The sequence below is a fragment of the uncultured Thiodictyon sp. genome (assembly GCF_903828115.1).
GTDB lineage: Bacteria > Pseudomonadota > Gammaproteobacteria > Chromatiales > Chromatiaceae > Thiodictyon.
The window spans coordinates 1-21625 of record NZ_CAIKKU010000201.1; the positions used below are offsets into that span (position 1 = coordinate 1).

The 21625-nt window shown below is 67.8% G+C and carries 17 protein-coding genes; 10 read left to right on the forward strand and 7 right to left on the reverse strand.

Annotated features, from left to right (window positions below):
* Window positions 1–191 precede the first annotated feature (191 nt).
* The 4 genes from hcp (at window position 192) to QZY48_RS07325 (ending at window position 3056) form a co-directional block, all read left to right on the forward strand.
* Window positions 192–1484 carry a hydroxylamine reductase gene (hcp, locus tag QZY48_RS07310; protein WP_295429601.1) on the forward strand — a complete coding sequence of 431 codons (1293 nt, stop codon included), beginning with the start codon at window positions 192–194 and terminating at the stop codon, window positions 1482–1484.
* A 442-nt stretch (window positions 1485–1926) separates the two neighbouring features.
* A complete protein-coding gene (locus QZY48_RS07315) occupies window positions 1927–2175 on the forward strand; it encodes a DUF433 domain-containing protein (RefSeq protein WP_295429604.1) in 249 nt (82 codons plus the stop codon).
* On the forward strand, window positions 2172–2549 hold the full coding sequence (locus tag QZY48_RS07320; protein WP_295429606.1) for a DUF5615 family PIN-like protein: 378 nt from the start codon (window positions 2172–2174) through the stop codon (window positions 2547–2549). The genes QZY48_RS07315 and QZY48_RS07320 overlap by 4 nt, the downstream gene beginning before the upstream one ends.
* Window positions 2550–2687: 138 nt before the next feature.
* Entirely contained in the window at window positions 2688–3056 is a 369-nt protein-coding gene (locus QZY48_RS07325; protein ID WP_295429608.1) for a hypothetical protein, read from the forward strand.
* A gap of 840 nt (window positions 3057–3896) precedes the next feature.
* On the opposite strand, the gene QZY48_RS07330 is transcribed toward QZY48_RS07325, so the two are convergent.
* Window positions 3897–7622 (reverse strand): CHAT domain-containing protein, encoded by a 3726-nt coding sequence (locus QZY48_RS07330; RefSeq protein WP_295429610.1) that lies wholly within the window; start codon window positions 7620–7622, stop codon window positions 3897–3899.
* A gap of 211 nt (window positions 7623–7833) precedes the next feature.
* On the reverse strand, window positions 7834–8415 hold the full coding sequence (locus QZY48_RS07335; RefSeq protein ID WP_295429612.1) for a Uma2 family endonuclease: 582 nt from the start codon (window positions 8413–8415) through the stop codon (window positions 7834–7836).
* Between the two features lie 335 nt (window positions 8416–8750).
* Between QZY48_RS07335 and gltS the strand changes: the two genes are divergently transcribed.
* Both gltS and QZY48_RS07345 read left to right on the forward strand, forming a co-directional pair.
* Window positions 8751–9665, forward strand: coding sequence for a sodium/glutamate symporter (gltS, locus tag QZY48_RS07340; RefSeq protein ID WP_295429613.1), 915 nt, complete (start codon window positions 8751–8753; stop codon window positions 9663–9665).
* A gap of 79 nt (window positions 9666–9744) precedes the next feature.
* Entirely contained in the window at window positions 9745–11247 is a 1503-nt protein-coding gene (locus QZY48_RS07345; RefSeq protein WP_295429616.1) for a TAXI family TRAP transporter solute-binding subunit, read from the forward strand.
* 190 nt (window positions 11248–11437) lie between these two features.
* Here the strand turns inward: QZY48_RS07345 and QZY48_RS07350 are convergent, their stop codons facing one another.
* The 3 genes from QZY48_RS07350 to QZY48_RS07360 all read right to left on the reverse strand — a co-directional run bounded on the left by QZY48_RS07350 (window position 11438) and on the right by QZY48_RS07360 (window position 15019).
* Entirely contained in the window at window positions 11438–12172 is a 735-nt protein-coding gene (locus QZY48_RS07350) for a tetratricopeptide repeat protein (protein ID WP_295429619.1), read from the reverse strand.
* Window positions 12173–12257: 85 nt separating this feature from the next.
* The gene (locus tag QZY48_RS07355; RefSeq protein ID WP_295429621.1) at window positions 12258–13748 is read right to left on the reverse strand and encodes a GNAT family N-acetyltransferase; all 1491 of its coding nucleotides are present in this window, start codon (window positions 13746–13748) and stop codon (window positions 12258–12260) included.
* Between the two features lie 80 nt (window positions 13749–13828).
* A complete protein-coding gene (locus tag QZY48_RS07360; protein ID WP_295429624.1) occupies window positions 13829–15019 on the reverse strand; it encodes a methionine gamma-lyase in 1191 nt (396 codons plus the stop codon).
* Window positions 15020–15267: 248 nt separating this feature from the next.
* Here QZY48_RS07360 and QZY48_RS07365 point away from each other — a divergent pair, with 248 nt between their 5' ends.
* Entirely contained in the window at window positions 15268–15546 is a 279-nt protein-coding gene (locus QZY48_RS07365; protein ID WP_295429626.1) for a hypothetical protein, read from the forward strand.
* On the opposite strand, the gene QZY48_RS07370 is transcribed toward QZY48_RS07365, so the two are convergent.
* Together QZY48_RS07370 and QZY48_RS07375 are read right to left on the reverse strand one after the other, a co-directional pair.
* On the reverse strand, window positions 15527–15958 hold the full coding sequence (locus QZY48_RS07370) for a hypothetical protein (protein WP_295429629.1): 432 nt from the start codon (window positions 15956–15958) through the stop codon (window positions 15527–15529). The genes QZY48_RS07365 and QZY48_RS07370 overlap by 20 nt on opposite strands.
* A gap of 338 nt (window positions 15959–16296) precedes the next feature.
* Window positions 16297–17160, reverse strand: coding sequence for a restriction endonuclease (locus tag QZY48_RS07375; protein ID WP_295429632.1), 864 nt, complete (start codon window positions 17158–17160; stop codon window positions 16297–16299).
* 1226 nt (window positions 17161–18386) lie between these two features.
* On the opposite strand from QZY48_RS07375, the gene QZY48_RS07380 reads away from it, so the two are divergent.
* The 3 genes from QZY48_RS07380 (at window position 18387) to cysZ (ending at window position 21519) form a co-directional block, all read left to right on the forward strand.
* A complete protein-coding gene (locus QZY48_RS07380; RefSeq protein ID WP_295429634.1) occupies window positions 18387–19961 on the forward strand; it encodes an alpha-isopropylmalate synthase regulatory domain-containing protein in 1575 nt (524 codons plus the stop codon).
* Between the two features lie 81 nt (window positions 19962–20042).
* On the forward strand, window positions 20043–20207 hold the full coding sequence (locus tag QZY48_RS07385) for a hypothetical protein (RefSeq protein WP_295429637.1): 165 nt from the start codon (window positions 20043–20045) through the stop codon (window positions 20205–20207).
* A 127-nt stretch (window positions 20208–20334) separates the two neighbouring features.
* Complete coding sequence (gene cysZ / locus QZY48_RS07390; protein ID WP_295429638.1) at window positions 20335–21519, forward strand: sulfate transporter CysZ; 1185 nt, start codon at window positions 20335–20337, stop codon at window positions 21517–21519.
* Window positions 21520–21625: the final 106 nt, after the last annotated feature.

Here is a 21625-nt window from a genome sequence, read left to right on the forward strand (position 1 = left end):
CAACCACAACTACAACGACACCGACAACGACAACGACCACGACCACGACAACGACAACGACAACGACGCCCGGTCAGGCTTGACCTGAATCAAGGCCCTTCTGTCCACCCCCCTCGATACTCTTCGTCCAGCGTCGGCCCGCCCGCGGCGGAGCGACGACCCCGAACCTCAAGCGACAGAAGAGCCCCCCCATGCACTGCAATCAATGCGAACAGACCTTTCGCCAGACCGCCTGCGTCAATTCCCCCGGCACCTGCGGCAAGGACGCGGACGTCCAGTCACTGCAGGAGACCCTGCTCTACGGGCTCAAGGGCATGGCCGCCTACGCGAACCACGCGCGCCGACTGGGCAAGCACGATGAGACGGTCTCCGCCTTCATCGAAGAGGCCCTGTTCGCGACCATGACCAACGTCAACTTCGATCTGGAGTCGCTGCTGGAGATGTGTCTCAAATGCGGGGAGATGAACCTGCGGGTGATGCAACTGCTCGACGAGGGCCATGTGGAGACCTTCGGCAAGCCGGCCCCGATCAAGGTCAAGGAGGGCACCCAGGCCGGCCCCGGCATCCTGGTCACCGGCCATGATCTGCTGGACCTCTGGGACCTGCTCAAACAGGTCGAAGGGACCGCGATCAAGGTCTACACCCACGGCGAGATGCTGCCGGCCCACATGTACCCGAAGTTCAGCGGGCACCCCAACCTGGCGGGCCACTACGGCGGCGCCTGGCAGGACCAGAAGCGTGAGTTCGCCGCCTTCCCGGGGCCGGTGCTCGGCACCACCAACTGCGTCCTGATCCCCCCACAGAGCTACAGCGGCCGGCTCTTCACCACCCGCGCCACCGCCGTGCCCAATGGCCAGCGCCTGACGAATGGCGATTTCTCCCCAGTGATCGCCGCCGCGCTGGCTGGCCCGCCCTGCGAGGAGCAGCCCACCGGCGAATCCACCATCGGCTTCCACCGCACCGTCCTGCTGGACCAGGCCCAGACCATTGTCGATGCGGTCAAGGCCGGCAAGATCAGCCGCTTCTTCGTCATCGGCGGCTGCGACGGGGCGGAGAAGGGGCGCAACTACTTCACCGACTATGCCCAGGCGACCCCGCCGGACTCATTCATCCTGACGCTCGGCTGCGGCAAGTTCCGCATCCGTGACCACGACTACGGCGAGCACCTGGGCCTGCCGCGCCTGATGGACATGGGCCAGTGCAACGACGCCTATGGCGCCATCGCCGTGGCCGCCGCCCTTGCCAAGGCCTTCAACTGCGGCGTCAACGACCTGCCGCTAACGCTCGTGATCAGTTGGTTCGAGCAAAAGGCCATCGCCGTATTCCTGACCATGCTGCATCTGGGCATCCGGGGGATCACGCTGGGCCCCAATCCGCCGGCCTTCATCACGCCCAACGTCTTTAAGATCCTGCAGGAACGCTACGACCTGCGCCTGACGGGGGCCGATGCCCAGACCGATCTGCGGCTGGCTATGGCGGCCTGAGGGCGGGGCAGGGCGGTAATGCCAAGGCAGCGCCTTTACCGCGAAAGTCGCGTAGTGACGCTGTGGGAGCGGCTTCAGCCGCGACGGGTCGCGTGAGGAGCGCGGCATCGGCGTTCGCCGCGGCGCGGCCGCAGTCCGCTCCCGCAAGGAACTTTCATGTTCCGGGGTGACGGCCAGAACCTGGAATCCGCAATTGCTCACGCAAAGACGCCAAGAACGCAAAGAAGAATAGAACCTTGCAAACAATGACCCCGGCACCCGGCAGGCGAACCGTGCGACAGAGATATCGCATTGAAAAACTTTGCGTCTTTGCGTCTTTGCGTGAAACAAATGCTTCTTCCAGGGTGCAAGACGAGACCCACATCATGCGCAGATTCCCCGCGTCCGCGGTCCCAGGTGCATAATCCGACCAGCAGACTCACCGACTTGACCGGAGCGGCCCATGAACCGAGACGACCTGTTGCACCGAATCACAGCGCGCCCCGACGTATTCGGCGGCAAACCAATCATCCGCGACCTGCGGATCTCAGTGGAAATGGTGCTGTCGCTGTTGGCGCAAGGTGAGGCCGCCGACGCCATCCTGGCCGACTATCCCGGTCTGGAGGCGGACGACATCACGGCCTGCCTCGCGTATGCCCATGCGGTCGTCGCTCATGACCGGATCGAGCGGATAGCGGTTCTCGGGGGATGAGGTTTCTCGTCGACCGCTGCGCCGGCCGGCGGCTGGCCGACTGGCTTCGCGAGCAGGGCCATGACGTGCGCAGCGCCACCGAAGTGTGGCCGGACCCGGGCGATCAGGCCCTGTTGGAGTGGGCAAGGCGTGAGGAGCGCGTCTTGATTACCATCGATTCCGACTTCGGCGCACTGGTCTTTCGTGCCGGCGAGGCACACTGCGGCATCGTGCGGCTTCCCGATGTGCCCGCGAGTGCGCGTATCGCACTCATGGGGGAAGCCTTGGCGCGCCACGCAGAGGACTTGGCTGCCGGCGCCATCCTGACGGTCGCAACGGATCGGGTCCGGGTCTCGTGGTCCCCTTGGGGAGGGCCGGTACCCAGGTCAAACTGAAGCTTCCGACGGCGTTGAGCATGGTCCCGGCCAACATTGTAGGCAGGCGCGGGGCAGGAGGGCGCGCGGGGGATGGCCCTTCCTCGCTGACATCCCGACCCTGCTGCGCGATTTCCGGAAAGACGTGGAGGCGAACCGATGAAGGTGCTGCATGTGAAGGTGGCCGAGCCGATGGCCGACCTGCTCGACCGTGCCCGCGGCGTTATGGAGTCCCTGGACGCGGGCGAGACGCCGGAGCCCTACTTCGGCATCGGTTTCGAGTCGCTTCCGCAACTGCTGGAGGTCTTCTCGCTCGGGCGTTGGGCGCTCCTGACCTACCTGAGTGCTCAGGGTCCGCTGACCACCGCCGAGTTGGCGCGCGGTTTGGGGCGCGATGACGCGGAGGTCCGCAGTGATGTGGCCGCCCTGATGGAGTGGATGGTGGTGGAGCGCGGCGCAGATGGCCGGGTGCGGGTGCCATGGGATGAAGTCGACCTGCGTTTGCCGCTGGCGCGCCGGGCGGCGTAACCCCGCCGGTCGTCGAATGCGCCCGCGACTCGGGGCGGGACGGGGGTTACGGCGCGCGTTAACCCAAATCCGGAAATTCCTCACGCCAAGACGCCAAGAAGAAACAAGGTGATTTGTGCAGCATCCGAATCGCCCGATGGGCGAGCCAGATCACTTCGACAACGCCGTGAAATGCCTTGGCGAGCTTAGCGCCTTGGCGTAAGAACTGCTCTTTCCAGGGTTAACCGTCCGTATTGCTGCATGTCTCGTGCGACGCGCGTCTAACCCGACCTCCGGAACCGGCGTAGGTCGGGTTAGCGCAGCGTAACCCGACGGTCCGCGCCTCCGCGTCGGGTTACGGCGCGCCGCAACCGACGGAGTGTGACGGGCAGGGTGAAGGGGCGCGCCTAACCCGACCTACGGCGCTACGGTGCTGATCCGCCCGGCGGTTGAAGCCCGTAGGGTCCGCTGTGCGGACCAGCGGACCAGCGGACCAGCGGCCTGGCGGTGACCGTTAAGGTCCGGCGCCGATCCCCTGGGAGCGGCTTTGCATTGAACGTCGCGCAGCGACGCTGTGGGAGCGGCTTCAGCCGCGACGAGGCCTCGCGCGTTGCCCGAGCGTCGCGGGTCACCGCGGCCTTGGGTCGCGGCTGAAGCCGCTCCCACAGGGGCGCCGCGGGAAACGCGGCGTGGCGGGTTGCGGCGGCGTCTGATCGCGGCCGCGGGCCGCTCCCAGGGTCGGCGCCGCCGCGTCGGGCTAAGGCGCGCCGCCACCGACGGGGCCTGACGGGCAGGGCGAAGGGGGCGCGCCTGACCCGCTCGACGGGGCTCGCGGGCGGCGGGTGGTGCGCGCGGCGCACCCTACGGGGGCGGCGGCTCGGCCAGCGACCGGGCGATCGAGTCGATGAGTTGCTGCGCCCGGGCCTCCAGATCGGCGGCGCGGCCCTGGTAGTGGCCGAAGTCGCGCAGTGCGGAGTGGGCGTAGGCCTGGGCGCGGTGCAGCAGGTCGCGGCGGCGGGGCAGGGCGGCCTCGCGTTTGGCCGAGTCGCGATACAGGAGCGCGAGGTTGAAGCGCGTCTGGCCGGCGCCGTAGCGGTTGCCGGTGCGCTCGTCCAACTGCAGGGTCTGCTCGTAGTGCTCGCGGGCGCGCTCGGTCTGGCCGAGGTTCTTATAGAGAACGCCCAACTGGTTGTGCATCGGCCCCAGGTCGGCGATGGCGCCGACCGGGCAGAGCGCCAAGGCTTGCAGCAAATGGGTCTCCGCCGACTGTGCCTGGCCGAGCAGCACCGACTCGGGCTCGCCCCGTGCGCGCGCGGCGTCGAAGCGTTCGTGATGCACCATGCCGATTGCTTGCAGGCACTTGGAGCGGTTCAGTGAATCGTTGGGATCGAACAGGTCGAGGCTGCGCCGGTAGGCGGACTCGGCCGAGTCCAGGTCGCGGATGGCTGGGATGTCCTTGTAGGCGTGGCCGATGTTGAAGTGGGTAATCGCCTCGGCGGCGGTATCGCCGATGCGCCGACAGTGCCCGATGGCCTCCAGATAGCGGGCGACGCAGTCGCCGTTGCCCTGCTCGCGCAGGATCGTGCCCAGCGCCGCCAGCGAGACCCCCAGGGACCGGACGCGGTTGTGCCGCTCGGCATCCAACGGCGCATCCCCCGGCAGCCCCAGGGCCTCGGCCGCCGCTTGCCGGTCCCAGTCGACCCGCTTCGCCTGCAAGTCGGCGGCGCGGGCGAGGTCGTGGTCCAGGTCCTGGGCCAGACGGACACGATAATCCATGACCAGGCCGTACCCGTCCTCCCGCCCGGGGACGGGCCCATCGTCCGCCGTGCAATAGTCCGACACGCACTCGGCCACCAGCCTGGACCACTCGGTCAGGCGCCCCTGGTACTGATAGAGCGACCGCAAGCCCTGCATGGCCGAGGTGACCGGCGACCACCAGCCCTGCCGTCGGGCCAGCCGGCGGGCGTGCAGCAGGTTGGACTCCTCCAGCGCGAGCGGTTGGATCGCGTCCTGGTGACCTGCAATGACCTGGCCGTGGTAGTAATTGCCCAGGGCCCCGACCGCTTCGACCCAGGCGCGCCGCGCCGCCCCGGCCGCCGGGCGGGCCTCGGCGCCGTCGTAGCAGCGCGCGAAGACCTGGCCCAGGAACCAGGGCAGTGCCGGGTGGATGCCGAACCCAATTCCGATCAGGGTCCCCCCGAGCGGGGTCAGGAGCCCGATGTCCGCGGCGCGTCGCAGCAGTGCGGTGAGCCGGTCCCGGTCCTGGCCCTGCAACGCCGGCAGCCCATGGTCGCCTCCGCCCATCAAGGCCAGCACATCGACATCCACCACCCCCTGAAACAGGTGCAGCAGCGCGACGACCGGCAACTCTGCCGACGAGAAGGCATGGGCGAACCCATAGTCCAGCGAGGCGCGCAGCGACCGGTCGCGCCCCTGCTCCGCGTCCGCGTCGCCACCGCCCTGGCCATCGGCGATCGGGCGGGCGCCGTCACGGATCGCCTGCACGAAGGCGGCGATCTGACCCGCACCGCTGAGCCCCAGCCCGACCGCCTGGCCGATGAGCACCCGCAGCGTCAGCGGATTGCCCGCGCAATAGTCGAGCAGCGGCTGCCAGTCGCTGATCCCGGCGCGCTCCAGTCCGCGCTCCCGGCCCAGCTCGAGCGCGAGCAGCGCGGCATCGGCCGCGGACATGGGCGGCATCCGGATGCGCCGCGGGAGGCCGCCCAGCCACCCCTGTTCGTCGCGCCTGGAGGTCAGCAGCAGCTTGACCTTGGTCTGGCGGTCGAGCTTGATCTGTTTGAGAAAATCGGCCAGGTCCGCCTGCTCGGCCGGGGTCCAGGCGGACTGGGTGCCGGCCGGGAAGCCGGCGACCGGCTCCAGGTTGTCCCAGATCCAGAGGACCGGGATCAGGCGCAGCAGTTGCAGGACCAGCGTGCGGCGCCGGGTCTCGTCGTTGATGCTGTGCCACTCGATGCCGTTGGCCTGCAGGATGGGGGCGAAGCGCTGGCCGATGCGGTTCAGCGCATCGGTGAGGTCGGTGTGGACCTCAAACGACGTCAGCAGGACCACCGGTTGGTCGCCGAGCCCCCCGGTCTGGGCGTACCAGCGGGCGAATTCGACGGCGGTGGCGGTCTTGCCCTGGCCGGCATAGGCATGGAGCAGGACCACCGGGGCGGTGTCGAAGGCGCGATCGAGCATCAGGAGCGTCTCGTCGCGGCCGACGAACCCCTGGTCCGGGCAATAGCGGCGCAGCGCCGGGTCGTTCTGGACCGGGTCCAGGTCCGGTCCGGGGTTGAGCGTCGCGGTCTGCCCGGGCGCGAGCAGCGGGCGGTCGATGGCCTCGTAGATCACCGGAACGCACCAGTCCTGCAGGGGCCGGGGCTTGAGCCCCACCCAGCGCTCCGGGTTGCGGCTCAATGCCTTGCGCGCCTCGCTCGCGGCCTGGCCCAGGCCGCGGCCCTTGGCGAGCGCGGCATAGAGTGCGCCGATGTATTGGGCGGCGGTCACGACATAGACGCTGTAGCGCATCCCGAGCACGGCCGGGATGCCCTGGTCCACCACCGCCTGGGCGAGCGAGCCGATGGCCCGGACCTCGTCGTGGACGCTCGCCGCGTCGGCCGGGCGCTCGCTCGCCTCGTGCATGGCGGACTGGCAGGCGTTGAGCACCAGGACCGGGACGCCGCTGTCGTGCAGCAGTTGGCCGAGCGCCGCGCCCGGGACCGGGCGGACCTTGTCCTTGCCCCCCTGGTGCTCGAAGATCAGATAGCCCTGCTTGCCGTTGGACTTGGCGCCGAGGCTGTGGTTGGAGAGTTGATCCTGCCAGCCGGCCAGTGCGGTGTCGGCCAGATCGGCATAGACGCCGTGGCCGTCGAAGTGGACGATGTGGAAGGGTCGGCCGGCCTCCTTGGCGTCGGTCAGGTCCTTCTGGAGTTGCTCATAGGTGGGCGGGCGCAGTGCCCGGATCGCGAAGCGGGGCCGCTGCGCTCCCAGGCCCTGCAGCAGCCGGTTGGCGACCGCGCGCAGGCCCACGTCGTCGGTGCCATTGGGCCGGCAGCAGCAATAGAGCAGCCGGATGCGCCCGTCGTCGTCGGGACCCCGCGGGGGCGGGGGCGGGAGCGGGACGAAGGCGATGTTGGGGTTGGACTGGACCCGGACGAAGGCGCGGACCCGCAGCGCAATGGCGGAGTCGGAGGCCGGGTCACGCATCAGCTCCCAGGGGATGGCCGCGGCACCGGTGATGCCGGAGGCGATCTCGATGCGCAGATCCGCGAGTTGGTTGCGGATGGCGAACCAGAGGGCCTGGGTGTCCGGATTGGCCGCGAGGACCTGCCGGTAAAGGTCCTCGCCGCGGGTGCGCAGCAGGGTCTCGATCTGCTCGATCTGGACCGGCTCCACGGCCCCCGGGTTCTGGAGATAGTCCTCCAGGTACCAGCGCAGGTCTTCCTGCTCCTGGGCGCTGAGGGCGAAGGCGATGCGCGCCTCGGCCTCCAGGTCCGGTTGGTCCGGGCAGCGCAGGCGCAGCCGGATGGGGTAGTGTCCATCGACGCGATCGGCTTGGCGGATGTGCAGTACGCTGACTGGGGCCATGGCGAGTCCCCCCGGGTTGCCCTGGCGGTGCCGGGGTTGGGGGATTTTAGCGCGGTTTCAGTATCGAGGCCGATCACAGTGCCATCGGGCTCAAAATCGGGGGATGCTCGCCCGTCGGCTAAGACGAATACCCGAACGACGGGATTGCGATACTCACAGAGGGCCTGTCTGATCGATTCCTGTCCGGCGCTAAGACTGACCGATGAAGATGCTACTCCGCCTCGAAATCCACCTTGTCGTAAATCTCCCGCATGGCCACCGCGCACGCGATGGACTCGAAGCGGACCTCGCCATCCATCCCTTCCATCGCGTCGAGCAGCCAACGACCGTCGGGTTGGCGGGTATAGACCTCCACCAGGGGGCGGTCGCGGTTCACCAGCACATAGTCCTTGAGGCTCGGCAGCCGGCGGTAGATCGCGAACTTCCCGCCGCGGTCATAGGCCTCCGTGGAGCGGGAGAGGACTTCGACGAGCAGGGCCGGGTTGATGAGCACATCGCGCCGCTGGTCATGGAAGCGGGGTGCTTCGCACAGGGCCACCAGGTCCGGATAGGTGCCGGCGTTCGCCGCTTGGATGCGCACGCGCATGTCGCTCGGGAGGACGTGGCAGGGTCGGTCCTTGAGCTTCGCCCGCAGTTCGCTTCCCAGGTTGAGCACGATCAGATTGTGATTGAATGAGGCGCCCGTCATGGCGAACACCTTGCCGTCCACATATTCGTGCTTGACCTGCGTCTGCGCCCGCTCGGTTGCGAGATAGTCCTCGAATTGGTAGCTGGGTCTGGTCTTGAGTGACACGGTGATCCTCCGGTGGAGCCGCCGCGAGTATAGCCCGGAGTGGGGGCCGGGCGCCCGGTCGCGGGGACGACACCAGGCCCGCGCGCAGCGGGGCGGTCGCAACGCGGGCAGGCTGGCCGGGACATTCGCGGGCAGGGCGCCCAGCCGGCTCAGCCGAACGCGGCGTCCCGTGTCGCAGAGAGGTCTCGCCGCACTGGGGTGCGGCGCTCCCAGTACGCTGCTGCATCGCGCGTCGTTTTCGCTTAACCTTACCCCCGCCGACGAACGGTCGCCGCGCCCACCTCAGGCCCGGACCCGCGACCGCCTTTCCGATTCATCCCGACTGGACGCTACCCATGCAGGTCGAGGTCTCGCTCGCTTTGACGGCGGTCGCCGCCATCCTGGTCCTGCTCGCGGGGCGGGCCCTGATCGCGCGGGTGCCGGTGCTGCAACGCTACAGCATCCCGGAGCCGGTGGTGGGCGGGCTGGCGGCGGCGCTGCTGCTGACGGCTGCGCGGTTTGGGGACTTTCAGGTGCAGTTCGATACCCGCGCCCAGGCGCCGCTGCTCCTGGTGTTCTTCTCCACCATTGGGCTGAGCGCGGAGCTGCGTACCCTGGCCCGGGGCGGGCGTAAGCTGGTCATCCTGTTCGCCGTCGTGATCCTGGCCCTGCTGCTGCAAAATGCCTTGGGCATCGCCATCGCCAAGGGACTCGATCTGCACCCATTGATGGGCCTCTTGGGGGGCTCGGCGACCCTGACCGGCGGTCACGGCACCGGGGCCGCCTATGGCAAGCTGTTCGGGGAGGTCAACAACCTGCAGGGGGCGGTGGAGGTGGCCATGGCCTGTGCCACCTTCGGGCTGGTGCTGGGCGGCATCCTGGGTGGACCCACGGCCCAGTGGCTGATCCGGCGGCATGGGCTCGAACCCCGCTGGGACACGGCCGCGGACCAGGGCCCCGGCTCGCTGCGCACCGATGAGCGGCGGCCCCTGAGCCCGGAGTCCCTGATGGAGACGGTGCTGCTGCTGATGCTGTGCCTGGGGGTCGGCACCCTGTTGGCGGAGACCGTGCAGATCCCGGGCCTTAAGCTGCCGACCTTCGTGTGGTGCCTGCTGACCGGCATCGTGCTGCGCAATAGCCTGGGGTTGCGCGGGTTTTACCGGGTGGACGGGCCCACGGTGGAACTGCTCGGCACCGTCTGTCTGTCGCTCTTCCTGACCATGGCCCTGATGTCGCTGCGCCTGTGGTGCCGATCATCGGCGCCTTCCTGATCGACATTACCAACGCCCTGGTGATCCAGGGGTTCCTGGCACTGCCCTGGTTTGGGTTCTGATCATGCAGCGATCCCTGATGCAACTCACCCGCGGGCTCTGGCTGCTGCTGGCCGTGCTGCTGCTGACCGGCTGCCGGGAGGCCCCGGACCAGGCCGCGCTCGACGCGGTGATCCAGTCGCGCCTGACCCAGGCCTTCGGCCCCCAGACCTTCGCCATCGAGCGCCTGCGCCGCCTGGGCAGCGGCCCCCTGGCCGCGGACGCGCAGGGCCGCGCCCGGCAAATCGTCTATTTCAACGCCGTGCTCGGCCTGGAGCGGGACCTCGACTTCTCCTCCTGGGACACGCTCAACATCGCCGCCTTTGCGAGCCTGCTGGGGGCCACGCCGCTGGGTGTGAGCGGCCTGGACCAGGCGGGCAACCGGCGCGGTGATCGCGTCTATGTCCACGGCAGCGCGAGTTTCGTGCGCGACGCCGCCGCGGCCGAGGGGTGGGTGCCGGTCGCGGTGACCCTGCCCGGCGTCGGGACCCCCTCGGCGCCGCTGAGCCCCGCGAGCAGCGCCGCGTCCCAGCAACTCTTTGCGCGCTTAAAGCAGCTCTATGCGCGCCAGAGCGCCGACCCCAAGCGCCAGTACAGGATCATCAATGAGGAACTCGACCAGGCCTACGTGACCATCACCCAGCGCCTGGACCGCCTGGAACACGCGCTCATCCTGGCCGGCGGTCCGGCCGGCGGCGAGTACCAGGGGGTGGCGCAGTTGCTGGCGCAGACCCTGACCGCGCGGGGCCGCACCGCCGACGCGCTCACCACGGCCGGCAGCGCGGAGAACCTGGCACTGCTGCGCGACGGCCGGGCGGACCTGGCCCTGGTGCAGAATGATCTCGCCGCCGCGGCGCTGCCGGGCGGCGACGGCCTCGCGCCCGCCGGTCCGCAGCCCACCCTGCGCGTGCTCGCCAGCCTCTTCCCCGAGCCCCTGCACCTGATCGTGGCCGCCGACTCCGCCCTGCGGACCCCGCACGACCTGGCTGGCCGGCGCCTGGAGATCGGCCAGCCCAACTCCGGCAGTCGCGCCAACGCCCTCCTGCTCCTGGCCGCGGCCGGGGTCGACGTGAAGGGTCTGGCGGCGGTCCGGGAGGGCGGTCTGGAGCAGGGGCTCGCGGACTTGGCGGCGGGACGGGTCGACGCGGTCATTGCCACCATCAGCGCCCCGGCCGCCCGCATCCAGGCGGCGGCGGCGCTGGGCCTGATCCGGCTCCTGCCCATCGCGCCGGACCTCCAGCACGCGCTGGCCGGCCAGGCCGCCGGGCTGGTGCCGATCCAACTGCCGCCCGACACCTACCCGGGGCAGGTCGAGGCCGTACCGACGCTGGCGGCGACCGCCCTGCTGGTGGCCGCGGAGCGCCTGCCGCGGGCCGATGTCGACCTGGTGCTCGGTGCCCTCTTCGGCGGGATCGACTTCGTTGCCGCCGGGTCCGCGGCCGGGTCACAGATCAACCGCCGCAGCGCCGCCGTCGGCTTGACCCTGCCGCTGCACCCGGCGGCCGAGGTCTTTTTTGCCGGCGCCGCGAGTCCGGTCCACTGAGGGCCGCCGCCTGGTCAGCCCGGTCGCCGGTCATCGCGCCCGACGGCGTACCAGTCGAGCCGACGGGTGCAGCAGTGAGCCCATGAGCAGGGCCGGTCGGTTGATGGACCGGGACAGTCTGGCGGGGCTTGGTGAAGACCCGGCCGAGGGCGGGTGAAAGTTGGTGAAGTCGGGTGAACCCAATAAGAGGCTACATTAATCGGCATCCGGTTATCGGGTTGCGGCAGATCGACGGCTTCCCCTCCAACGCCCGGGCAGCATCCTCAGCGGCGACATGTCCCTGACTTGCAGCTTGCCGATACCACTGCAGAGCTGCGCTGCGATCTTCGGTCGTCCCGATGCCCCATGCATGAAAATTCCCGAGATGGTATTGCGATGCCGCCGAGCCGCTTCTCGCCGCCGTCCGACACCACTCGAAGGCGCGCTTCCTTTCGTCGAGGGGAGCGCTGGAGTCAATACTTCGTCCGTATGCGACACAGATCTCAACAATCGCATCAATGTTCCCCTCCTCTGCGAAGGGGCGCAGTTTCGCAATGGCCGGTCCGGGATTGGCTGACGCTTCCGAGATTGCCTGCCGTAACACGGGATCGGTCACACAACCAGAGAGAATCAGTCCAACGCAGAGTAGGGCGCTGCGCAGCTGCGCCGAAGTTCGCCATCGATAATGTTGTCCAGTCATTTCCTCAGTATAGATGACTGGCGATGCCTCGCTCATTTCCTGATGGACGGCGATCTCGCGCTTGGCAATCCAATTGGTATACTCACAGCATTCAAATGGGCAGGCGCCGCGATCTACGAAGGCCGCGGAAGCGAGAGAGGGCTGGTGCTGCTGGTGGTCGGTGCCGCCCGCGGCCATGACCGCGGAAACATGGAGCAGAGCAAAGATCAGGGGTAGCAGGCCCGGACGCGAGTTGCTGATCGGCATGACTGGGTCCTCTCGTTGGTTATGGCGCCTGCTGACGTGGCTCGCGCGAGTGCGCGCGGCGCGGCCCTTACCGGCCGCCGACGGCTCAGGAACCGGCAAGCCGACGTTGCCGTTCCCCGAGCACCCACTCCTTCATCGCCCGACCATGCTCAGTGGCGCACACAATGCCGTTCACGTCCAGGACCTGCGAACCAAGCCACTGGAGGCGCAGCACGTCGCCGTCGGCGCGGGCGCAGGGAAACAACATGCCCCAAATGAAACCGTGCTGGTAGGCCACGTCGATGGCATGGCCGGCACCGGCCTCGGCCAGCGGGATATCGAGATAGATGACCGTCATGCGGGCCTGGATCATCGCCGCCATCTCCGCGCGGACGCGCTTGACCCCACCGCTGCCCAGTTGATCCACGGCCACAAAGCCCCCGTTGATCTGGGGGAGCAGCGCGACGTGCAGCGCCAGGGTGCCTGAGGGCGTCCGGTCACTGGTGTCGAGGTCGCGTTGCAGGCCGAGTTGGCCGATCAATTGCCGGTAGATCGGCTCCAGATGGGCAGGCAGATGGGCTTTGAAGGATCGGCCCGGCGCCAGGACCTTGGCGATCGGCACCAGGCTCTGGCGCGCCTGCAGGGGAGCGGCGAAGCGGGACATCCGCATCGCGGGAAAGGCGTCCAGCAGCAACCCCACCTCGGTACCGCCCGCCGCGAGAAAGGTGCGCTGGGAGGCCGGGTGATTGGCCACGCATTCGGCCCAGAGCGCCGGTACGCCGGCCCGGCCCGCCAGCGCGAGCATCTGATCGGTGAGCCGCGCGGCCAGGTTATGCCCCCGGTAGCCGGGGTCCACCGCGAGGCGCCCCAACTCGCAGGTGAGGTAAGGGGTATCAGGGACAATGGCCACATGGCCCACGACCTGGCCGGTGTCATCGATCGCCACAATGCCCCTCAATCCGCCCACCTTCAGCAGGCGCCGAATCTCCTCCAGCGAATAAAACTCGGGCTTTGGGTAGCTGTAGCCATAGACCCGATAGATGAGCCGCACCAGTCCTTCGGCATCCGCGGCGCACAGTTCGCGCAGTTGCACCGCCGCGGCCGCCGCCGCGGTCACCCGCGGCGTATCCGTCGGCATCTCAAGGTCCGGCGGGGTGCCGCCCGCCGCGGCCGGCAGGTTCAGGATGCACTCGCTCCAGTTGCCGCTGTTGCCCTGCTCGCCCCGGTGGAACCCATCCAGCCGCGATTGGCGCACCAACTGGTCGGACCGGCAGGGCTTGGGTTCCTCGCCCCACCGCGGCATGCGCAGGTCGCTCACCCGCACCCGGGCCTGGTTGCCGTGAAGGCCGAGCGTCACCTGTACCACCGGCGGATCATCCGCGAACACCTCGCGCTCACGCGCCTCCAGCAGGAGCTGGACCAGGACCGTGGCCAGGCTGTCGCGCACGGCGGCCGTGAGGCCCAGCCCTCGCAACGTCTGCCCCACCGCGTCGACCGCGACCGTTGCGGCGACGGCGTCCATCAGTCGCAGTTCCAGCAGGGTGTGGTCGTTGGCGGGGGGCGCGGACTCGGGCGTGGCGGATTCTGGGTCAGACATGGGTCGGCAGGTCGCTCCGGTGGTGTCAGTCATCGACGATCGGGATGCGCGGCGGGCGCGGCGCGGGCCTCCGGCCGCGCTCAGAGCCCGGCCAACGCCTGGCGCAGATCGGCGGCCAGGTCGGCACAGGTTTCAAGCCCCACCGACAGGCGCACCAGGCCCTCGCTGATGCCGTGCCGGGCGCGCTCCTCCGGGGCATAGGTGGCGTGAGTCATGGACGCCGGGTGCTGGGCCAGGGTCTCGCAGTCGCCCAGACTCACCGCCCGGGTGACGAGCCGCAGGGCGTCCATGAAGCGCACCCCGGCCGCGTAGCCGCCGCGCAGTTCGAGCGCGATCATACCCCCGGGCCGGCGCATCTGGCGGCGTGCCAGGTCGCCCTGGGGAAAGGACGGCAGGCCCGGATACCAGATCTGCGCCACCGCCGGGTGGCCGGCGAGCAGTTCCGCCAGGGTCTGGGCCGAGTCGCAGTGACGCTCCATGCGCAGTTCCAGGGTCTTTAGTCCGCGCAGGACCAGATAGGCGTCCAGGGCCGAGATGCAGGCCCCGGTCATCTCTTTGACCCCGAAGAAGCGGATCTGCTGGATCAGCTCGGCGCTGCCCACCACCGCGCCGGCCAGCAGGTCGCCGTGTCCGCCCAGATACTTGGTCGCCGAATGCACGACCAGATCCGCCCCCAGTTCCAGCGGGCGTTGCAGATAGGGCGTGCAGTAGGTGTTGTCGACGATCGTCAGGGCCCCGTGCCCCCGGGCTATGGCGCTGACCGCGGCGATGTCCACCAGGCGCATATTGGGATTGGCGGGGGACTCGAAGAAGACCACGCGGGTGTGCGCGTCCAGGGCGGCGGCCAGTTCCGCGGGCCGCGTCAGGTCGGCGAAGCGCACGGCGATCCCCAGGCGCGCCAGTCCGTGCTCCAGATAGGCGAAGGTGCAGCCGTACAGCGTCTGATCCGCGACGATGGCGTCGCCGGCCGCCAGCAGGGTCCAGAGGGTCGAGGTGATGGCGCCCATCCCCGAGGCCGTGGCGAGCGCCGCCGCGCCGCCCTCCAGGCTCGCCAGGCGCGCCTCCAGGACGCTGACCGTCGGGTTGCCGACGCGCGAATAGATGTAACCCGGCGACTCGCCGCGAAACCGCCGCTGGCCCTCGGCGATGTCCGGGAAGGCGTAGGTGGAGTTGAGATAGACCGGGGGATTGAGCGCCCCCTCGTGGTCCAGGGGGTCGTAGCCGTGATGGATGGCGCGGGTGGCAAAGCCCGGTGCTTGGTCGTCGTTCATGTTGTTGCGGTCCTCCGGCCGACGGTGGTGCGGCCGGGGAAGGCTAAACGCAGTGCCGACGGGGTGCAACCCGGGAGCGCCGCCCTGGGGGCGCCGAACACCGGCGCGGCGCGGACCTGCGGCGGAGACGCCGTCCCACGGTGCCGTTAGCCCGCAAGCCAGTGGAGCGGCCAAGACGGCAAGCGGTTACCCTCCTCCCCGGTGCCCCGGGCTATACTGACCACAGGTTCCTCACACGGCGCCCCACCATGGAAACGATTTTCGACTACGCCCCTACCCCCGACGAACTGCGTTATCTGGCAGACACCGACGCGGCGGCTTACCGTGCGTCCGTCTCCCCTGACGAGGCCCTGGTTGGTCTCGCGATGCTCTTTGCGATGCGCGACGACGGCGCCCGCTCGGATGCTTATATCAGGGAAATCTCTGATGACGATCTCCGGTTTGAGTTTCTCTACAATGATTTGATCTCTCCCAGCGAGGAGGCAAAGCGCTCTTCCGTCAGTGAGATCAAATCCAAGGCGGCTTGAATCTTGACCTGAGAATGGCCGCTGTGTCGCGTAAGAATCGTTGCGACATGGCGTGAGCCTTCCAGTAGATCCGCCGCGCGATTGATCGTTGCCAACGGCCCCGCCAGATCGCGCGGACCAAGACCGCACGCACCTGCCACCCGCCACAACCGGTCGACGGTTCTGGTGTAGCTATAGCCACTGTGAATGACCCATGCTCGATTTCGCGGAACCAGAACCCGCCCTTTCCGTTGGTGGCCATGTAGAAATCGTCGCCAGGTCCGCCGGCCTGCACAAACTCAACGCCATGCGGCAGTTCGTCGGGCAGGCGATAGGCGTACTCCTTCAGCAAGGTCTGCAAACTCTCCAGGTCGTCGGCCGGGAACCGACGCGCGAGTCCGCGCACGGGCCAGGCGGCACGTCGGTCGTCCATGTCGGTCTCTGATGTGGTCATCGGCCCATGATGTCAGGCGTTGCACTGTTTGCGCAATCGCCTGCGCAATCTCCGTCGGCGCTTGGTGCTCCCAGAGTTGGCGCTTCCAGGCCGCCGGTCGGTTAACATCCGCGGCTGAACGACGACACGGCAGGGGCCGCGATGCAGATTTGGGAGACACTACTGGGCTTCGGCCACGGAGATCGACCTCCTGCGCCTGGGTGAGGCGTTGGCGGTCGGGGCCGTGCCGCGCACCGCCATGGGGATGCTGCAGGCGCTGCTGTGCGGGCCTGGGCGTCCCGGTCTGGCGCCCGTGCTGGATCAGTTGGATGTTCCCATCAGCGGTATTCCTCGAAGAACGTCTCATCGACTTCGTAGACGGTCTTCGGTTTGACTCCAAGTTCCAAGCGCTCAAACATCTGGACCAATGTGTCGCCGTCGACCAGTTCGATGGGCGGAGCCCCGTCGCGTCGCGCTTCCTTCACCGCCTCTGTAGTAAAGGTGCCGGTCGTGATGATGATGCCTTTGTCAGCTCGTCCGACCATCGCCCCGCGGAAATCGCGAACCTGTGATGCAGAAACCGAACCGGCGTAGCGTTTACATTGAAATAACACTGTGAAGCTAACGAAAGGATTGACCTGCAGAATTCCGTTGCCGTCAATGCCCCCGTCGCCGGACTTGCCAGTGACGACGACGCGCTCGAACCCGGACTCGCGCAGTAGTCGCTGCGACGCGCGTTCAAAACCTTCCGGGGGGAGTGACTTCAGAACATCGAGAAGGGATCGGGTGCCTGGAATATCACCAGGCGGCTCCGTCGGCGGGGCGATTTCCGCGCCATCGGAAACGGCTCTTGGCTTCTCGCTACGAGCGGCCAAAATCGCCTGCGCATTCTTAAACAGTTGCGAAACGGCGTTTGGCGAGAGCTGAAGAGTTCGGCCCTTTTGAGTCAACGCCCAGACGCCCCGTTTAGAAGCATCGACGACATCCACTGTAGCCAGATAAAATCGTGCCCATGCAACTTGGTTGCGTACGCGCGAACTGCCGTTCCTGGTGGTCTCAGCCTGCTCGTGCTCCGAAATGTGCAGGCGCTCCAGAACCGCGTTGGTCACTTCTTTCGGTTGCCCAGAACCACCGAGATCCTGCAAGGTCTCGACAATTGGGATACAGAATCGCAGAAATTGTGGCCCTTTGATTTTATCCATGTGTTGGCTCTTGAGGGGCTTGGACGGAAATATGGATACCGGCGCCAAATATACCTCATCTTGAGCACCAATAGCCCGTTGTCATGCCGCTACTTTCGCGCCGAAACCTGACGCGGCCGTTGACTGGGCATCCCGGAGCCGCGTCTGCTCAGTTGGGTCCGTTGGACGGGCCGCGGCGCGGCAATCCGGCCACCCGCCCAACTGTGGTAAGTCGAGCCTGGCTAGACGTTGCCGCAGGGGCCACCGGGCAATTTCACAGCCCAAGTGCCGAGTACCGCACGATGGAACCGCCCGGACCATTAGGCCGCACCGCGAGCGCAGGGTGTGCCGTGGCGCCGACCGAAATCCTGGCGACGGCGATCAACCGCAGCCTCTCTGCGCCCGGAGGTGATCGCCCGGGTGCGCGATGCCCTCGGCGTAGGGTGCGCCGCGCGCACCTTGCGCAGAGACGCAACGGCAGCGGGGTGGCTCGGGCGCGCGCGGCGCACCCTACGACTAGTACCCGGTTTCAGCTTATCTTGCGTATCGACCCCAACGGGGTCGAACATACCAGCCCAGGGCAACGCCCTGGGTATGGGTTATCGCAGAGCGTAGCCCTGAAAGGGCGTGACATAACGGCATGGCTCCCGATGTCACGCCCTTTCAGGGCTAGGCCGAATAAACAACGCTATCCCAGGGCGTTGCCCTGGGCTGGTATATCGCGCCCCTTCGGGGCTTGAGCAGGCGCAAGAATAGCTGGAGCGGGGTACTAGGAGCGCGAGTGCTAAGTGAATCAACACAGTTGCTTGCGCGTCTCTTCATCGAGTGGGTGTGCCATGAGTTTCTCTTTCGATACCTGGATTGGAACTTTGGTAGCCCTTGGCGACAAGTTGCGCGTTGTCGTTGCTGCCTGATGGTGATCCCCGACGTACACCGGGCTGTTGGGCGCCAGTCTAGACTATTCCAGACGTGCGGCGTGGCGTGGGCCGACAGGCCGCGCGCCAGCGGTGTCGGGTGTCCGCGCACGCGCGGTAAACCCCTCCCGCGTCTGGGCTGGGACGCCCTGGATCGGTGCCGCCGGATCAGGCTCCGCCCGCGCCGGACCGACGCCTGACGCGGCGGCGGGCCGGATTTGGGTGATATCATTACCACCGTGGTCGCCCCACCCCCCGGGAGGGCGATGTGAGCCAATGAAACAGGGGAGCACGCCCTTGCCCGGGACCCCTGATGCCTGCCGAGACCTGCCCATGACCGACTCCCCCCGCACCGTCCTGATCATGGACACGACGCTTCGCGACGGCGAGCAGACCCATGGGGTCTCCTTCTCCCCGGACGAGAAGGTGAACATCGCCAAGGCGCTGCTGGATCTGGTGCGGGTGGACCGCATCGAGGTGGCCTCGGCGCGGGTGTCGCCGGGGGAGCAGGACGCGCTGGCCCGGATCATCGACTGGGCGGCTACCCGTGGGCTGGCGGAGCGCGTGGAGGTGCTGGGGTTTGTGGACGGGGGGCGCAGCGTGGAGTGGATCGCGAGCGTCGGCGGGCGGGTGCTGAACCTGCTCGCCAAGGGCAGCGAGACGCACTGCCGCGGCCAACTCGGCAAGACCCTGGACGAACACGCGGCGGACGTGCGCGAGACGGTCGCCATCGCCCTGGCACGCGGCCTCAAGGTCAATATCTACCTGGAGGACTGGTCCAACGGCTATCAGGACCAGCCGGGGTATGTGTACGGCCTGATGGAGCGCCTGGCGGACTGCGGTATCGCCCACTTCATGCTGCCGGACACGCTCGGGGTCATGACCCCGGAGCGGGTCACGCACGCCATGGGCGACATGATCCGCCGCTTTGCCGGGGTCAGGTTCGACTTCCACCCCCACAACGACTATGGCCTGGCGACGGCCAACGTGCTGGCCGCCGCGGCGGCGGGCGCGGCGGCGGTGCATTGCACGGTCAATTGTCTGGGCGAGCGGGCGGGCAATGCGTCCCTGGCGGAGGTGGCGGTCAACCTGCGTGACCAGCTCGGGTTCACCATCGGGATCGATGAGAGCCATCTGGCCCGGGTGAGTGAGCTGGTTGAGTACTTCTCCGGCAAGCGCATCGCCGACAATGCCCCCATCGTGGGGGCGGATGTCTTCACCCAGACCGCCGGCATCCATGCCGACGGGGACCGCAAGGGCAGTCTCTACCATACGCGCCTCTCCCCGGAGCGCTTCGCGCGGCGGCGCAAGTATGCCCTGGGCAAGCTGGCGGGTAAGGCGTCGCTGGCGAAGAACCTGGAGCGCCTCGACATCAGCCTGTCGGAGGAGAACCAGCGCCGGGTGCTGGCGCGGATCGTCGAGCTGGGCGATTCCAAGAAGACCATCACCATCGAGGACCTGCCCTTCATCATTGCCGAGGTCCTGGACAGCAAGGACTATCACCACGCGGAACTGCTCGCCTGCACCGTCACCTCCAGCCTGGACCTGGAGTCCACCGCCAGCATCAAGCTGCGCCTGGGCGCGGAGGTCTTCAGCGCCGCGGGCAGCGGTAACGGTGGTTTCGCCGCCTTCGACAACGCCCTGGCACGGTTGGTGAAGCGCCAGGGCATCAGCCTGCCGGGGCTCAAGGACTTCGAGGTGCGCATCCCCAAGGGCGGACGCAGCGATGCGCTGACCGAGTGCACCATCACCTGGGAGGGGGAGGGTGATCAGGGCGAGTTCAAGACCCGCGGGGTGCACGCCAACCAGGTCTATGCCGCCGTCGCGGCGGCCATGCGCATGCTCAACATCGTCATGCACCGGGCCTTGACGGAAGGTCAGAGCGACGCGGCGGCCGCGGTGGCCTGAGCCCGGGCGCGGCCCCCGTCGCCGCTCCCGGCCGATCGACTGGAACTAAAGAAGAAGGCGCCAAGCGCTTTTTTTTGTCCGGTGGTCTCCGGCGCCCAGCAGCACATCGTCTGCAAGGGCAGCCACTGTATGGCCTGGCGCTGGGTGAACCCGCCGGCCGACCCCCTGTCGCCGGCGCTCGAATCGGAGCACCAGCAGTTCGGTTACTGCGGGTTGGCCGGGGTGTTGACGCTGCCGCCGGTCTGAGTCGCTGCGGATGGGGTTGCGGGTCCGGGCTTGGTAGACGCCGGGGCGGGACGCCCCGGCTCCTTTCGGCGTTGCGGGTCCGGGCTCGGTATACTGTCGTCCCGGTATAAACCAAGCGAATCCAGCCATGCCCGTCGATCCTGCCTCCGGTGCCGGCTATCTGCTGACCGGCATCGGCCTCATCAGCCGCCCCGGCCTGCGCCGCTACGTCATAGTTCCCTTGCTGATCAATATTCTGGTCTTTACGGCCGGCATCGCGGCCGGGGTGTCCTGGTTCGAGGGGTTCATCACCTGGATGCACGGGCGGGTCCCGGGCTGGCTCCAGTGGCTGGACTGGGTCCTGTGGCCGCTCTTCGTCCTGCTGCTCCTGGTGCTGGTGGTCTACGGGTTCTCGCTGATCGCCAATCTCATCGCGGCGCCCTTCAACGGGCTGCTCGCGCAGAAGGTGGAACTGTTGCTCACCGGGCGGCCCCTGGAGCAGGACGGGGGTGCGGTGCGGCTGCTCAAAGACCTGGTGCCCACCCTGTGGGACGAGGCCAGAAAAGTGCTCTACGCCCTGCTCTGGGCCATCCCCTTTCTGCTGCTGTTGTTCGTGCCCCTGGTTGGCCCGGTGCTCTGGTTTCTGTTTACCGCCTGGATCCTGGCCGTCCAGTACGCGGATTACCCCATGGGCAACAACGGGCTGAAGTTTCCGGAGCAGCGCCGGCGCCTGCGTGAGCGCCGCGGCCTGTGCCTGGGGTTCGGCGCCGCGACGGCCGGGCTCAGCCTGATCCCGGTGCTGAATTTCATCGTCATGCCGAGCGCGGTGGCCGGCGCCACCGCGCTGTGGGTGCGGGAACTCAAGGGGCCGCGCAACTACCAGGGACCCCACGAGTCCCGGGTGGCGACCCGCGGTGTGCGCTTGGCCATCGATCAGCTCTCCGGGCATATCAGCGGTGAACTCCTGGATGGGGTCCACCAGGGGCAGTCGCTGGACGCTGTTTCCACACAGGACTTGCTGGAACTCCTCGTGCGCTGGAACCAGATGGACATCGCCTCCGCCGAGGCCCTGGAGGTCTATCTGGAGCGCGAGCGCGGACAGCCGGTGCAGCGCCCTGCCGCGCCGCGGGCGGCCGTGGACACGAAGCTGCCGCCGACCCTGCGCATGGTGCCGGAAGAGGCGCGAGCGGTCCTGGGATTGGCGGCCGACGCGGGCCAGGACGAGGTCTTCGCGGCCCACCGGCGGTTGATGCTGCGCCTGCACCCGGACCGGGGCGGCTCGGACTATCTGGCGGCCAAGATCAACGAGGCCAAGGATGTGCTGCTCGGGTGAGTCCTGATCGCAGCGGGACATGGCTAGGGTGCGATCAGAACTGATGTGGTGACCGAGATTCCGGTACGTTGTCGTTGTCGTTGTCGTTGTCGAATAATCCGACCAC

Coding starts and splice junctions, on each gene's coding strand:
- hcp (WP_295429601.1), top strand. CDS start 192: ATGCACTGCAATCAATGCGAACAGACCTTTCGCCAGACCGCCTGCGTC.
- QZY48_RS07315 (WP_295429604.1), top strand. CDS start 1,927: ATGAACCGAGACGACCTGTTGCACCGAATCACAGCGCGCCCCGACGTA.
- QZY48_RS07320 (WP_295429606.1), top strand. CDS start 2,172: ATGAGGTTTCTCGTCGACCGCTGCGCCGGCCGGCGGCTGGCCGACTGG.
- QZY48_RS07325 (WP_295429608.1), top strand. CDS start 2,688: ATGAAGGTGCTGCATGTGAAGGTGGCCGAGCCGATGGCCGACCTGCTC.
- QZY48_RS07330 (WP_295429610.1), bottom strand. CDS start 7,622: ATGGCCCCAGTCAGCGTACTGCACATCCGCCAAGCCGATCGCGTCGAT.
- gltS (WP_295429613.1), top strand. CDS start 8,751: ATGCAGGTCGAGGTCTCGCTCGCTTTGACGGCGGTCGCCGCCATCCTG.
- QZY48_RS07345 (WP_295429616.1), top strand. CDS start 9,745: ATGCAACTCACCCGCGGGCTCTGGCTGCTGCTGGCCGTGCTGCTGCTG.
- QZY48_RS07350 (WP_295429619.1), bottom strand. CDS start 12,172: ATGCCGATCAGCAACTCGCGTCCGGGCCTGCTACCCCTGATCTTTGCT.
- QZY48_RS07355 (WP_295429621.1), bottom strand. CDS start 13,748: ATGTCTGACCCAGAATCCGCCACGCCCGAGTCCGCGCCCCCCGCCAAC.
- QZY48_RS07360 (WP_295429624.1), bottom strand. CDS start 15,019: ATGAACGACGACCAAGCACCGGGCTTTGCCACCCGCGCCATCCATCAC.
- QZY48_RS07365 (WP_295429626.1), top strand. CDS start 15,268: ATGGAAACGATTTTCGACTACGCCCCTACCCCCGACGAACTGCGTTAT.
- QZY48_RS07370 (WP_295429629.1), bottom strand. CDS start 15,958: ATGGACGACCGACGTGCCGCCTGGCCCGTGCGCGGACTCGCGCGTCGG.
- QZY48_RS07375 (WP_295429632.1), bottom strand. CDS start 17,160: ATGGATAAAATCAAAGGGCCACAATTTCTGCGATTCTGTATCCCAATT.
- QZY48_RS07380 (WP_295429634.1), top strand. CDS start 18,387: ATGACCGACTCCCCCCGCACCGTCCTGATCATGGACACGACGCTTCGC.
- cysZ (WP_295429638.1), top strand. CDS start 20,335: ATGCCCGTCGATCCTGCCTCCGGTGCCGGCTATCTGCTGACCGGCATC.